The 13,226-nt window shown below is 69.6% G+C and carries 10 protein-coding genes and 4 pseudogenes; 7 read left to right on the top strand and 7 right to left on the bottom strand.

Annotation, left to right across the window (positions count from 1 at the left end; genetic code table 11):
• Positions 1-513 precede the first annotated feature (513 nt).
• Complete coding sequence (locus ACFP2V_RS32650; RefSeq protein WP_381218893.1) at positions 514-1,092, bottom strand: TetR family transcriptional regulator; 579 nt, start codon at positions 1,090-1,092, stop codon at positions 514-516.
• 77 nt (positions 1,093-1,169) lie between these two features.
• On the opposite strand from ACFP2V_RS32650, the gene ACFP2V_RS32645 reads away from it, so the two are divergent.
• Positions 1,170-1,685 (top strand): GNAT family N-acetyltransferase, encoded by a 516-nt coding sequence (locus ACFP2V_RS32645; RefSeq protein ID WP_381218892.1) that lies wholly within the window; start codon positions 1,170-1,172, stop codon positions 1,683-1,685.
• A 146-nt stretch (positions 1,686-1,831) separates the two neighbouring features.
• Positions 1,832-2,329 (top strand): peptidylprolyl isomerase, encoded by a 498-nt coding sequence (locus ACFP2V_RS32640; RefSeq protein WP_381218891.1) that lies wholly within the window; start codon positions 1,832-1,834, stop codon positions 2,327-2,329.
• 461 nt (positions 2,330-2,790) lie between these two features.
• Here the strand turns inward: ACFP2V_RS32640 and ACFP2V_RS32635 are convergent.
• Together ACFP2V_RS32635 and ACFP2V_RS38770 are read right to left on the bottom strand one after the other, a co-directional pair.
• A pseudogene (locus tag ACFP2V_RS32635) lies at positions 2,791-2,895 on the bottom strand (integrase); the annotation flags it as partial.
• 77 nt (positions 2,896-2,972) lie between these two features.
• Positions 2,973-3,449 (bottom strand): annotated as a pseudogene (locus ACFP2V_RS38770) (IS6 family transposase); the annotation flags it as partial.
• 897 nt (positions 3,450-4,346) lie between these two features.
• Between ACFP2V_RS38770 and ACFP2V_RS32620 the strand changes: the two are divergent.
• Positions 4,347-5,810 carry a short-chain fatty acid transporter gene (locus ACFP2V_RS32620; protein WP_381218888.1) on the top strand — a complete coding sequence of 488 codons (1,464 nt, stop codon included), beginning with the start codon at positions 4,347-4,349 and terminating at the stop codon, positions 5,808-5,810.
• Between the two features lie 327 nt (positions 5,811-6,137).
• On the opposite strand, the gene ACFP2V_RS32615 is transcribed toward ACFP2V_RS32620, so the two are convergent.
• Both ACFP2V_RS32615 and ACFP2V_RS32610 read right to left on the bottom strand, forming a co-directional pair.
• Positions 6,138-6,404 (bottom strand): hypothetical protein, encoded by a 267-nt coding sequence (locus tag ACFP2V_RS32615; RefSeq protein WP_381218887.1) that lies wholly within the window; start codon positions 6,402-6,404, stop codon positions 6,138-6,140.
• An 864-nt stretch (positions 6,405-7,268) separates the two neighbouring features.
• Positions 7,269-7,700 (bottom strand): hypothetical protein, encoded by a 432-nt coding sequence (locus tag ACFP2V_RS32610; protein ID WP_381218886.1) that lies wholly within the window; start codon positions 7,698-7,700, stop codon positions 7,269-7,271.
• Between the two features lie 279 nt (positions 7,701-7,979).
• Here ACFP2V_RS32610 and ACFP2V_RS32605 point away from each other — a divergent pair, with 279 nt between their 5' ends.
• The 3 genes and pseudogenes from ACFP2V_RS32605 to ACFP2V_RS32595 all read left to right on the top strand — a co-directional run bounded on the left by ACFP2V_RS32605 (position 7,980) and on the right by ACFP2V_RS32595 (position 9,922).
• The gene (locus ACFP2V_RS32605; protein ID WP_381218885.1) at positions 7,980-9,308 is read left to right on the top strand and encodes an IS110 family RNA-guided transposase; all 1,329 of its coding nucleotides are present in this window, start codon (positions 7,980-7,982) and stop codon (positions 9,306-9,308) included.
• A gap of 83 nt (positions 9,309-9,391) precedes the next feature.
• Positions 9,392-9,622: pseudogene (locus tag ACFP2V_RS32600) on the top strand (IS6 family transposase); the annotation flags it as partial.
• A 66-nt stretch (positions 9,623-9,688) separates the two neighbouring features.
• Positions 9,689-9,922: a hypothetical protein gene (locus ACFP2V_RS32595; RefSeq protein WP_381218884.1), complete on the top strand. Its 234-nt coding sequence runs from the start codon at positions 9,689-9,691 to the stop codon at positions 9,920-9,922.
• Positions 9,923-10,115: 193 nt separating this feature from the next.
• Here ACFP2V_RS32595 and ACFP2V_RS32590 read toward each other — a convergent pair whose 3' ends face one another.
• Positions 10,116-10,472: a PRC-barrel domain-containing protein gene (locus tag ACFP2V_RS32590; protein ID WP_381218883.1), complete on the bottom strand. Its 357-nt coding sequence runs from the start codon at positions 10,470-10,472 to the stop codon at positions 10,116-10,118.
• Positions 10,473-10,873: 401 nt separating this feature from the next.
• Positions 10,874-11,050 carry a hypothetical protein gene (locus tag ACFP2V_RS32585; RefSeq protein WP_381218882.1) on the bottom strand — a complete coding sequence of 59 codons (177 nt, stop codon included), beginning with the start codon at positions 11,048-11,050 and terminating at the stop codon, positions 10,874-10,876.
• A 663-nt stretch (positions 11,051-11,713) separates the two neighbouring features.
• Here ACFP2V_RS32585 and ACFP2V_RS32580 point away from each other — a divergent pair.
• Positions 11,714-13,219 (top strand): annotated as a pseudogene (locus ACFP2V_RS32580) (ISKra4 family transposase).
• Positions 13,220-13,226: the final 7 nt, after the last annotated feature.

Here is a 13,226-nt window from a genome sequence, read left to right as displayed (position 1 = left end):
AACCGGAGAAAAAGGACGAGGAGACCCTCTTGACCACCCCCGCTCCTTCAGGGATGACAGTGCCGGGCAGGGGCCGGTCGTCGACGGCGGTGGAGGTCAGGCGCTGGACTCCGGGCAGGCGGGCGAGCTGGTCGGTGCCGGAACTCGTGGACGGTCAGGATCACCTGGACCTGGGGCGCCGTTCCTTGAAACCGCGGGCCGGCGCGACGGCCTTCTCGTACTCGGGCCAGACCCCTCGGCCGGGCGGGGTGAGGAAGCGGAGTTCCTCGGCGACGCGGGCACGAGCCGGAGGCGGCGGGTGCGGCACTTCGCCGCGGTCTTCACCGCATGGGTGCGGCAGGCCGACCTGGCGGGCACGTCGCGGGTCGGGCAGGGGGCAATCCTGGTCGGGGAGGGCGTCCCGCTGGGAAGCTTCCCCAGCCCGGCGGGACGCCCTCGCCCTCGACGGACGTCCAGGGGTGCCGGCAGGCTCAGCGGACCGGAAAGATCCGGTCGAGGCGGCCGGCCCCCGTTTCAGTCCCGCAGCAGGGCGAGCTGGTGCTCGACGGCCTCAGTGACCCGCTCCTCGTCGTCCGTGGCGAGGAGGTCGAGCAGGGCGCCTCGCAGTACGGCCAGGGCCAGGGTGCGGCGGGTGGCACCGTCCCTGCCGTCACGTTCGGACGGCGGCTGGCAGTCGGCCAGGACGCCGAGCCAATCCTCCACCGTCGCACGGGCGAACCCGGCCCACGCCCCGTCGGGCTGGACGAGGGAGCGCGCGTACGCCTCGGCCCACAGCCGCAGCAGTGGCCGGTGCTCCTTCGCGGCGAGCCATGCCCAGACCCGTTCGACGGCCGGGACCAGCCCGGCGGGGCGATCGGGCTTCCTGGCCCGGTCCAGGAGCGCCAGCTCGTCGGCGCGGGCACGCGCCAGCAGCGCCCGCAGCAGGCCGTCCTTGCTTCCGAAGAGGAAGAGCAGGACCCGCGGGCTGGAGCCGATGACCTCGGCCAGCGGGCGCAGTGACAGGCCGGCCAGGCCGTGGGCGAGGGCGTACTGGTACGCCGCCTCCAGCAGCTCGGTCTGCCGGGCGGAGGGGGTTGGCGTTTGCTGGGGCACGCGGCTAGCCTAACGCAACTGAAACAACTGTTTCAGTTTCGTGGAGGGAACGATCACGGGGGCCAGGAGAGCAGCTCATGCCGCAGCAAGACCAGAAGCAAGCCGTCGTGCGTCGCGCCGACCGCCCCGGCGACCTGGGATGGGTGGTGATGGCCCACGGCGAGAGCTACCACCAGCAGTTCGGCTGGGACACCGACTTCGAGGTCCTGGTCGCCAAGATCGTCGCCGACTACGGCGCCAAGCACGACCCGACCCGCGGGGCGGCCTGGATCGCCGAGCTCGACGGCCGGCGCGTGGGCTGCGTCTTCCTGGTCGTCGGCGACCGGCCGAAGGTGGCCAAGCTGCGGCTCCTGCTCGTCACTCCGCAGGGCAGGGGTCTTCGTCTCGGGGCACGCCTGGTCGCCAAGTGCCTGGCCTTCGCCCGCGAGGCGGGCTACGAGCAGGTGACGCTGTGGACCAACGACGTGCTGGTGGCGGCGCGCAAGATCTACCAGAGCTTCGGCTTCACCCTCGTCGACGAGGAACGCCACCACAGCTTCGGCCACGATCTCGTCGGCCAGAACTGGACCCTCGACCTGCTTCCGACGGGGTGATGGGAACACAGCCCCCGGCGAGGCGGGAGGCCGTGTGATCTGGCGCCTTCTCACGCAGACCGGGTCGTGGCGACGGTCAAGCAATTCGCCCGGGCGACGGCAGGGTAGTAGGCGAGCGGTGCCCGGCGGAATGTCAGGATGGGGGCATGACGACCAAGGTTTACTTCGATATCACCATCAACGACGAGCCCGCCGGGCGGATCGTCTTCAACCTGTTCGACGATGTGGTTCCCAAGACGGCGGAGAACTTCCGCGCCCTCGCGACCGGCGAGAAGGGCTTCGGCTACGCGGGCTCGTCGTTCCACCGTGTCATCCCCGACTTCATGCTCCAGGGCGGCGACTTCACCCGGGGCAACGGCACCGGCGGCAAGAGCATCTACGGCGAGAAGTTCGCCGACGAGAACTTCACCCTCAAGCACGACCGGCCGGGCCTGCTGTCCATGGCCAACGCGGGCCCGAACAGCAACGGCTCGCAGTTCTTCATCACGACCATCGTGACGGACTGGCTGGACGGCAAGCACGTGGTGTTCGGCGAGGTCGCCGACACCGAGAGCATGGACCTCGTCAAGAAGATCGAGGCCCTTGGCTCCTCCAACGGCCGCACCTCCGCGAAGATCACCATCGCCGAGTCCGGCCAGCTCTGACGATTCGCCGCCGGCGCCGCCGAGGGGCGTTCGCCCGACGCGCCCCTCGGCGGGAATCGGCACGCGGCCGTAGCCATAGGCGGCTCCCGGACAGCGATGAGTTTGACCGTAGGGGGAGTTGACGGCGCACGTATGGTGGGGAGGAAACGCATCAACGCCTGCCCCGGGCTGTGAGCCGGGCGGGCCGAACGGGGGAAGAAAGGTGCGTGCCCGATGACGGTCGGGCTCCTCTCCACGATTGCTGCCGTGTTCTACGGGGGCACGGTCTCGATCCTCGCTCTGACTGCGACCTTTGCTCGGCGCCGCACGCTGCGGCGTGAAGCGCGCAGCACCCTTGCCGTCTTGGTGCTGGGGAGGGCGGTGGAGTCGCAGCAGGCAGACCGCGCGGCAGTAGGCCCAGACAGCTGAGCGGTTACGGCGAAGGCAAGTGGCCACAGAGCGCCGGTTTGGTCAGGCTGCGAGGGGCGTCCGCCCCAGCGGATGCCCTTCTCGCTGCGGACGCGGGCGCGTTCGCGGCGTTGGGCGGCGAGCAGGTCGAAGTGGCGGGCGTTGGCGTTGCGCCAGCGCGGCGTTGTCAAGCTCCCCATGATGTATCTGGCTGATGGCGCGCCAGGGTGCGGTGGGGTCGGGTGCCGGGGCCGTGTCAGGCCTCGGTGGGCAGAGCGGCGCTGCCGGTGATCTGGTGCCAGGTCTCGAAGCGGCGGTGCACCTCGGCACGGTACTGAGGGGCGGTGAGGCGGTGGCGTCGGGGCCTGAAGTGCGGTGAGATCGCGCTGAACACGGACAGGAACCGCTGTGTCCCGGCGGAGGAACAGAGTGCCCTTCCTCTCGCGTTCGCGCTGCCGGGTGCGGCGGGAATTCTCCGCCCGGTTGTTGAGGCATGTCGACTGCCGGTGTCCGGCCGAGGGCGTCAATCCCGGTGGGCGACGCCGTAGGAGCGGAGCCTGTCGGTGACCAGCACCCGGGGCACCCGGCACTGCTTCTTCATGAGCTTGGCCAGGAACCGCTTCGCGGCCGCCGCGTCGCGCCGGGACTGGAGCAGGATGTCGAGCACGGTACCGTCCTGGTCCACGGCCTGCCACAGGTGGTGCCGCACCCCGCTGAGCTTCACGAAGACCTCGGTAGCCAACGTGACAGTGTCCACTCACACACTGCACAACGTGGCAGCGCCTCGACACGGCCCGCACGCTACCCGACCGAGGTCTGTTGAGGCGCCTCGTTCTCACCGGTACTGGCCTGTGTCACCAACGTCGTGTCCCGCCAGCTAGGCCCGCACCGGCAGTCGGTCAAGACCTGCGCGAACGTTGATCGTTTACTGCCGGGTAGGACGGCGTTTCAGGACCCCGTGCACCTCCCCGCCGGCGCGAGCCGCTCGAGGAGCCGGGTCAGCTTTGTGCGTCGGACGCCGGGGCCACCCCCCCTTTACGGTCGCGGACGTAGGTGTCCTGCCCGCCCGCGAGCTGAGGCAGGCTTCGGTCTCTCCCCTCGGCCCCTCGGCCCCTCGGCCCCTCGGCGTCGGCGTCCACACCGTCGCCCTCCCTCGCCGGTACGGCGCGTGCCGGAACCGATGCGACGCGGTCCGCCCGGCTTTCAGGGCTGCCCCGAGCATCCGGCGCCACGGACGTACCGGACTCCTCGCCTCGGGCGCAAGTGCACGAGACGGCCCAACTCCCTTCGGAGCGGTCCGTGTTGTCCCCCCCCCCTCGCGCCGGTCACGTGAGGGCTACTGCGGTCGTGGGCGCACCGGCACCGCCCGCGCGGTGAGGCACCTACACGACCTCCCCTCGGGCTGCCATGTCGATCAGGCCCATGAAACCGGTCGGCAAAGTGGCTTGCGCCACCACCTTTCCGTCGCGCTCCTTCCCACTGTGTGATCTAGGTGCAAAGAATCGCGGGCACCCCTTCCCTTTTCGGCTTCCCACCCGCGAAGATCTCCGCCCGAGTCACGGATCAACCGTCAGACGACGCTGTTCGCACGCATGGTGAACAGCCGTCCGAAGAGGAAGCGAGACGAACCATGGTCGGGGACGTCCACACCGAGCGGGACGCCGAGGTGCTTGAGGGGGACACCTGGCTGGCGCGGGTTGCGTTGCGGTTCACCGCCTTCACCGAGCGGTGGCTTCCGGACGCCTTCGGGTTCGTCCTCGTCGGCACGTTCCTCATCTTCGCTCTGGGGCTCGCGACGGGGGAGAGCCCCACGACCCTCGTGGACGCGTGGGGTGAGGGCTTCTGGTCGCTGATCCAGTTCACCCTGCAGATGGCGATGATCATCATCGGCGGGTACGCGGTCGCAGTGTCCGCTCCGGTCGCCCGGCTGATCGCCCGCATGGCGCAGATCCCCAAGTCGCCGCGCGCGGCGATCGCGTTCACCGCCGCGGTGGCGATGATCAGCTCCTATCTCAACTGGGCGTTCAGCCTGATCTTCACCGCCATCCTGGCGAAGGAGATCGCCCGCGTCGTCCGCGGCGTCGACTACCGGGCGCTCGGCGCCATGGCGTTCCTCGGACTCGGCACGGTGTGGGCCCAGGGGCTGTCGGGTTCCGCGGCGCTGCAGGTGGCCGGCCCGGCCTCCAGCCCGGAAGCCGTGCAGGAGATCATCGCCGAGGGGCGGGACGGCGAGGGGATCATCCCGCTCACCGAAACGATCTTCACCTGGCAGAGCGTGCTGGCGACCTTCGTCGTCTTCGTGGTGGCGGTCGTCACGGCCTGGTACCTCGCCCCCTCGCCCGCCCGCGCCAAGACCGCCCAGGAAATGGGGATCGAGCTGCGTCCGCTTCTGGCGGAGAAGGACGGGAAGGAGGACGCGGCCTCCGGCTCCAGGGGGTCGCGTCCCGGCGACTGGCTGGAGCGCAGCCCGCTGCTCACCGTCCTGGTCGGGATCCTGGGTCTGTGGTACCTGGTGCGCCACTTCACGAGCGTCGAGGGGAACCCGGTCGCGGCGATCGACCTCAACACGGTCAACCTCGTCCTGATCCTGCTGGCGCTCTGCCTCCACTGGCGCCCGGTCCGCATGGTCGAGGCGGTTCGGCGGGGGACCCCCGCAGCCTCCGGGGTACTGCTGCAGTTCCCCTTCTACGGCGGCATCTTCGGCATGATCGCGTTCACCGGCCTGTCCAAGCAGATCGCCGGCTGGATGGTGAGCGTCTCCAACGAGCTGCTGTTCCCGCCGCTCATCGCGGTCTACTCGGCGGTACTGGGCGTCTTCGTCCCCAGCGGCGGCAGCAAGTGGGTCATCGAGGCTCCCTACGTGATGGAGGCGGCGAACCAGCTGCACGTCAACCAGGGGTGGATGGTGGTCGTCTACGACCTCGGTGAGGCGTCGGCGAACCTGCTGCAGCCGTTCTGGATGCTTCCGACGCTGGCGGTGCTGGGCCTCAAGGCTCGGGACATCATGGGGTACACGTTCGCGATGTTCCTCGCCTGCTTCCCCGTGGTGCTGATCGTGGTCACCGTCCTCGCGCAGACCCTGCCGTTCCCGTGACCACGCCGTACCCGCAGCGTGCTGGACGGCGTGGTCACGTTGGCTGATCGACCTGGGATGATTGGCCTCACCCACCTTGGCGGGGCCGGGGCCAGCCTTGCGGGTGCCGGGTCATTATCCGGCCTGGTCAGGCGGCATGTCGGTACTCGCGGAGGGTTTTGCCGAGTCGGTCTCGTCGGCGGACCCTCAGGTCCCCGAGCCGTGGTGGGTTGTTGACCGGTGGGGGAGCGGGCAAAGCGGTGCGGCCTACTGGAGAATCCGGTGTGGTCGGTGCTCGGTGTCATGGGTCGCGAACTCACGTAGTGCGTGGAGGAGGGGGCTCCGGTTTTAGATCAAGGGGCGGCCCGGGAGCTCGCGTCGGCAGGTCCGTAGCCGGCGCCCCATGCGGGGGTTCGCCCGGGACAGCTGGATGCCTGTGGTGATCACCTTCGGGCCGGCGCCGGCCACCAGGACGTCGACGGCGGTCGTGCACGTCGCGTTGCGGTCGCGGATCGGGAAGCCGGCCCTGCCGCCGGCGGCCTCGAGGCCCATGAGGAGGTGACGCCCGGGCCGCACGATCCACCGCGCGGTCGGGTGCGCGGTGGTGCCCAGCACCCGGATGCGCCAGGTGGCGTGCTCGATGACGGCAAAGACGTGCGGCCGCGCCCCGGCCGGGGGGCGGACCTCGAACGAGAGCGCAGGCGGGATGCCGTGCTCCTGGAGGATCTCCCCGACGGTGGAGGCGGCGGCGTGCTGCCTGGCGCCGCCGGCTCACCTGGGGGTACCTCCCGCGGCGAAGCCGCAGGGGGATCCGGCGGTCCCCCACGAGTTGTTCCCCCGGACCGGGCGCGGCACCGGGGCGCGGATCGGGCGGGCGGCCGACGGGCGCCCGCGGCGCTTCGGCGCGCAGGGCGCGGCGTGGCTCCGGGTGGGCAGGCCGCGGTGCCGGCGCGAGATCGTCTCCGGGCGGGCCGGCGGCGGGAGATGCCGCAGCTTTTCCCTCGGCAGGCGGCGGAGCAGACCGGCCGGGATCATCCGGTCGGTGTCGGTGCACGTCGGCTTGCCGGCCGGGCGGTGCGGGACCGGCGGCTGGTGTTGCGGGGCGGGGTCTCAAGGTCCTTGGCCCAGTCGCTCATCGGCGGCAGACGGAGCAGTGCGAGGGCATTGGTGGCGGCGAGGTGGGCCGGACGCGGCGGCACGGGAGAGCACGATGCCGTCCGCATGGGTCCGCGGGAAGACAAGTAAAGATCGGTGTGCGCGGCTCGCCGCTGGGCAGTCAAGGCCGTGACCTGCGCGGATGATGTATCGGCGCCCGCAAAGCTCGGAAGCCCGCCTGAAGCAAGATCACCGGACTCTACGAAACTCAGGGCAGCTCACCGGTGCCTCAAGAGGTTCGTCGCCCGCGAGGTCTACCGGCACATCAAGACCACTGGCACCCAGGCTCTCGTGACGGTCACGTGAAAGAGGCGATCAGGGCATTCACAGACCGGCGTGCCAGGCAGGCCAGGCATGACCATCCGGCGAAGTTCCCGATGGACGGCCCGCACGAACGAAGTCGAGATACTCATCCTGCACGACACCTTGGTTGACCCACCGCCCTCGAACGGCGCCCGTGCATTCCTCGGCCAGGACCAAAGCGCCCTGCGGCTCCTCGGTCGAGCCGAGAAGCCGGCCGAACTCTTCTTCCTCGGCGTCCTGATCAAACGGCGGGAACTCGTCCAGGTCCAGGAACGTCTCGTGCCCGACATCCTCGACGATATGGACGTAGACCTCGAATGACGTTCTCACCGCCCGGACCTCGGCATACCGCAAACCAGGCCGGTCGGGCGAGCCGACCGGCCCGAGGAACTGCTCAACCGAACGGCCCCGCCTCAAGGCCCCGACGATGAAGGGCTCCACCAAGTAACGCACCCAGGTACAGTACGGCCCAGCATCGTCAGCCAACTAGCTTGACGATCTATAGGAGTCGACCGTTCACCTGCGGTGACGCCCCGCGGGCGTGAAAATCGGTACAGGGGCTGTCCGCCGACGCCGCTTGATGTTTGGGCTGTGAGCCCGCATAGGAGTCTGGTGAGGGAGCCGTCCGAGGGGGCCGCACACTGTCGCCTTGAGCACGCCGATCAGCTTCTCCGTTACCCCTTTGGCTTCCCGGGCAGCCCCTGCCTGCACCAGCGCACCAGGGGGTATGTCATGGAGGAGTTGAGAGAAGACCACGACGACGGGACGGTCGCCAGGGTCGCGGCGATCGACATCGCGAAGGCGTCCGGGATGGTCTGCCTGCGCGTCCCGCACGACACCGTCGAAGGCCGACGTGTTCAGAAGGTCTGGACGGTCGCCTCGACCACGAACACGATCCTCGAACTCGGTGACAAGCTGGTCTGCCAGGGCGTTGAGCGAGTGGTGATGGAGGCGACCGGCTCGTACTGGCGCCCGTTCTTCTATCTGCTGGAGGCCCGCGGCCTGGACTGCTGGCTCGTCAACGCCCGTGACGTGAAGAACGTCCCCGGCCGCCCGAAGACGGACAAGCTGGACGCGGTCTGGCTGGCCAAGCTCGCCGAACGCGGCATGGTCCGCGCCTCATTCGTGCGACCGAAACCCGTCCGGCAGCTCCGGGACTTCACCCGTACCCGCACGGTGTTCGTCCAGGAACGCACCCGGCACAAGCACCGGGTGGACAAGGCCCTGCAGGACGCGCAGATCAAGCTGTCCGGTGTCGTCTCGGACCTGTTCGGCATGTCGGGACGGGCCATGCTCGACGCTCTGGCCGCCGGTGAACGCAGCCCCCGCATCCTGGCGGACCTCGCCAAGGGCAGCCTGGTCAAGAAGAAGCCCGCCCTCGTGGAGGCTCTGACCGGGCAGTTCGAGAACCACCACGCCCGGCTGCTGCGGGTGTTGCTGGGCACCGTTGACCATCTCACCGCCCAGATCGACGAACTCGACCGGCTCATCGTCCAGACCCTGGAAGAGATCACCACCCCGCACGACGGCCCGGAACCCGGCCCTGGGCCGAGCGCCGGTGTGAGTGCGCGGGCCGTGGCCGAGAAACTGGATGCCGTCCCGGGCATCGGACCGGCCACCGCGCAGATCATCCTCGCCGAGATCGGCACGGACATGAGCCGCTTCCCCACCCCCGAACACCTTGTCTCGTGGGCGAAGCTATGTCCCAGGACGATCCAATCCGGGGCGAAGAACACCACGGGACCGGCCGGACGGGGCAACCCCTGGCTCAAGGGCGCCCTCGGCGAAGCCGCCAACGCCGCCGCCCGCACCGACACCTTCCTCGGCGCCCGCTACCGGCGCATCGTCAAACGCCGCGGCCACGCCAAAGCCCTGGTCGCCGTCGCCCGCTCGATACTCGTCATCAGCTGGTATCTGATCAATGATCCGGACGCCGTCTATCAGGAACTTGGCTCCGACTGGCACCAGCGGCATCTCAACCCCGCCCGCAGGACCCGCGATCTCGTCCGCCAGCTCCAGGCCCTCGGCCACCACGTCACCCTCGAACCCGTACCAGCCTGACCGACCCCACCACGACATCCGGTCCGCAAGCGGCCCGGATGCTGCCGCCTGCCCTCCCGACGATCGATTTTCCGATCAGCTTCAACCGGGCGGAGAACAGCCGCCGGCCCACCCGGCAGCGCGAACGCGCGATGAAGGGCTTCCGCAGCGTGGGCGCCGCGCAGCGGTTCCTGTCCGCGTTCAGCGGCATCTCATCCCACTTCCGGCCCCGCCGCCACCTGATGGCCGCCCCCGACCACCGCGCCGAGATGACCCTCCGCTTCGTGATCTGGGACCAGATCACCGGCGCCGCCGGCCGGCCCACCACGGCCTGAGCACAGGCCCCGAACCAAGCCCCACCACGCTCCGACGCACCGTCAGGCACCCGCACACCCAACAACGTGACAACGCCCCTGGACTGCACGTCGATCTGGAATCAGCGTCACCTGCTCCACGCACTACGCGAGTTCGAACGCTTCTACAACTCGCATCGACCGCATCAGGGCATGGGCAACGTCCGCCTGCTCTGCCCGTTGCCCGAGCCGATCACCGACCCGGCCCGGCTCGCCCACCTCGAGGTACGAAGACGCGACCGCCTCGGGGGCGTAATCCACGAGTACCAGCATGCCGCTTGACCTGGACGCACGCGGTTTCCGGCAAGCACAAGGACAGCCCCTCCGCCACCGCGCCGATGATTCCCAGGACGATGGCCACGAGGATCAGGAACAGCGCCATGGTGAGCACATCCTCGAGCTTCTGCTGCGGGCGATGAGCCCCGCTGTGACCAGCGTTTTGGTCGGGCTTCGGTGCTCTTGCGACGGAGGCCGGTCAGCGGCGTGCGAGGCGGCGCCCGCTCCCAGTACCGCGCTCGTAAGGCCTCTCGTAGTGTTTGAAGACCTCTTCTTCCCGCTCGACCGGCAGGACGTCATCCATGCCCATGGACGGCGCCTTCCTCACCAGCCCTCGCCCGTGCGCCACCTTCACGTACCCGGGGCCCAGCGTTGCCTCGTCGAGGGGCACGAAGACCAGTCGGTGCCGAGTCGGCAGTCCGGTACGGACGGTGGCCATGGTCGGCGCGTCGGTGGTGGTGTCCACGTAGACCGCTTCCAGGGATCCGATCTTGCGTCCCTTGGGATCGATCACGTCCCGGTTGTGCCACTCGCGGATATCGGCTGAATGGATCATGCCTTGCTCCTTGCGGCCCGCGCCTCCCGCAGGCACTGCATCCGGTAGGAGGAGTGGCTACGCGAGGTTTACCACCTCTTCATCGTACTCTGACCGCTGGTGCATGCTGTTGAAAACGCCTGGTCGCAGGCCGTCGCCTCCCCGTCAACCCACCCCTCACCTCAGCTCCCATCCCGGCCGCCGTCGACCCACACCGTGGAGCGGGCGTGGTTCCTGGCGTCCAGGTGCAGCGCGCCACCGTACGAACGACTGTGAGGATGATCGTGGCACCGCTCGGCGGCCTGACCCGCCGAACGATTGACGCTTCGGGCTGTCCTTTCCAGGAATCGTCGGCCGACTCGGGGGGTGCCGCTCTGCACGCGGCCGGTCGGGCGTTTGTGACCTCATAGCGCCTCTGTGTGTCAAGCGGCTTGGGCGAGGTGGGTCCGTTGGTCTCGTTTCATGATCCGGTAGAGCACGTTGGGCAGGCGTCCGTCCTTGACCTGTCGGTCCAGTCTGCGCAGGTCGGCCAGCAGGTCACGGGCTATGTCCCGGTGGCAGTTGTCGGTGGCCGTGACCGGCCGGAGGCCCTTCGTCAAGGCGGCAGGGCGGCGCTGTCACGTTGGCTGATGGCGCGGGATGATTTTCGGGTTGGGTGCAGATCTTGTGAGGGTGCCTCGTTGGGGTGATTTCCGGGGACTTGCCGGTGTGGTCGGCCTGGCGGACTTCTAGCGTCGTCGGCGTTGAGTCCGCCGTGGGGGCGGGCGTTGGGCGAGGTGGGTGGTGTGGTGCCGTCGTTGATCGAGGCACCCGAGGTCAGGGAGGCCGCGGTGCGAGGCGAGGCCGATCGGCTCCGCGAGTAGATCGCCGGGCTCTCCGGGGAATTGTCCAGGTTGGGGGGATGTTGTCCCGGTTATGGATCACGCGGGAGACGGTGGACGAGGTCCTGGCCGGCGGCCAGGACGCCTCGAAGGGTGCGGCTGAAGCGCTGCCGGCGGCCGAGGCGGAGCTGGACGTGACGGTGATGTCGCCGGAGTATCAGGCGATCATCGGCCTGTTCGCGACGTCCGGGGCCGCGATGCGCTGCAAGGAGGTGTGCGTGGTGCTGGGGCTCGGTTCCGAGGCACGTCATGTCGCGGGCATGCGGTCGAAGTCCCCGAAGGGGGCAACCCCCAGAAGCGTCTGGTCGAGCACGGGATCCTGGCCGAGACGTTGCCGGGGCTGTTCAAGGCCGACGGGCGGGAGCTGGGCTGGTGAGCGCGCTGGAGACGGCCGAGGCCGCGTTCGCTGCCTCGCGGCGGCTGTTCGATTCGGTGGCCGAGGAGTTGCGGGGGCCCAAGGCGGCCGCGTTGACGCATTCGCAGCTGGAGGATCTGCTGGGGTCGCGGATGCGGGAGGTGACCCGGCAGCTGTTCGAGGACCATCTGCGGCTGCGGGCGCTGACCGAGCAGCGGCTGGTGGTGGTGGACGCCCAGGGTGTGGAGCGGTCGAGGATCGAGCGGGGCCGGTCGCGGGGCTTGTCCACGGTGTTCGGGAGGGTGACGGTGACCCGGATCGCCTACCGCGGCAGCAAGGTCACCGATCTGCACCCGGCCGACGCGGTGCTGAACCTGCCGGTGGGGGTGCACAGCCACGGGCTGGCCCGCCTCGCCGCGATCGAGGCATCCCGCGGCTCGTTCGCCGAGGCATGAGAGCGGATCAACACGCTCACCGGCGCCGGGATCGGGCACCGGCAGGTCCAGGAACTGGCCGTCGGCGCCGCGGTGGACATCGATTCCTTCTACCACGCGCTGGTGCCCGCGCCGTGCACCGACGCCACCACGCTGGTGCTCACCGTCGACGGCAAGGGCGTGGTGATAAGGCCGGAAGCGCTGCGGGAGGTGACCGCGAAGGCCGCCGCCGCGAAGGGCGGCAACGCGATGCGCACCCGTCTGGCCGCCGGGGAGAAGCTGGGTCGCAAGCGGATGGCCACCCTCGCGGCGGTCTACGACGCCGAGCCCGCCGTCCGCGGCGCCGACGACATCATCACCGACCCCGAAACCGGCGACATCATCCCGACAGCGGAGCGCCGCCCCGGACCGAAGGCCCGGTCGAAGTGGCTGACCGGCTCGCTCCACCACACCGCCGCCCAGGTCGTGGCCGCCGCCTTCGACCAGGCGGAGCAGCGCGACCCCGCCCACCGCCGTCCCTGGGTCGTGCTCGTCGACGGCGCCCGCCACCAACTCGACCTCATCACCGCCGAAGCCACCCGGCGCGGCGTGACGGTGCACATCGTCATCGACCTCATCCACGTCCTCGAATACCTCTGGGACGCGGCCTGGTGCCTGCACGCCTCCGGCGACCCGGCCGCCGAGGCATGGGTCGCAGCCCACGCCCGCACCCTCCTGGCCGGCGGTTCCGGCCAGGTCGCCGACGCCCTCCAAGCCGTCGCTCGCGCGGCCCGGTTGCCCGAGAACCGCCGCAAGGGCGTCGACGACGCCGTCGCCTACCTGCGCAACAAGGCCGACCACCTGCGCTACGACCTCGCCCTGGACCGCGGCCGGCCCATCGCCACTGGCGTCATCGAGGGTGCCTGCCGCCACCTGGTCAAGGACCGCCTGGACATCACCGGAGCCCGCTGGGGCCTGTTCGGAGCCGAGGCCGTCCTCAAACTCCGCGCCCTGCGCAGCAACGGCGACTTCGACGCCTACTGGGCCTGGCACGAAAAGCAGGAGTTCACCCGCAGCCACCAAGCCCGTTACCGCGACGGGCCCAACCTCGCAGCTTGATCGACAA

The sequence above is a fragment of the Streptomyces incanus genome (assembly GCF_042656345.1).
Classification (GTDB): Bacteria; Actinomycetota; Actinomycetes; order Streptomycetales; family Streptomycetaceae; genus Streptomyces; species Streptomyces incanus.
The sequence above is the reverse complement of the archived record's forward strand: the minus strand, read 5'-3'. Positions and strand labels throughout refer to the sequence as shown.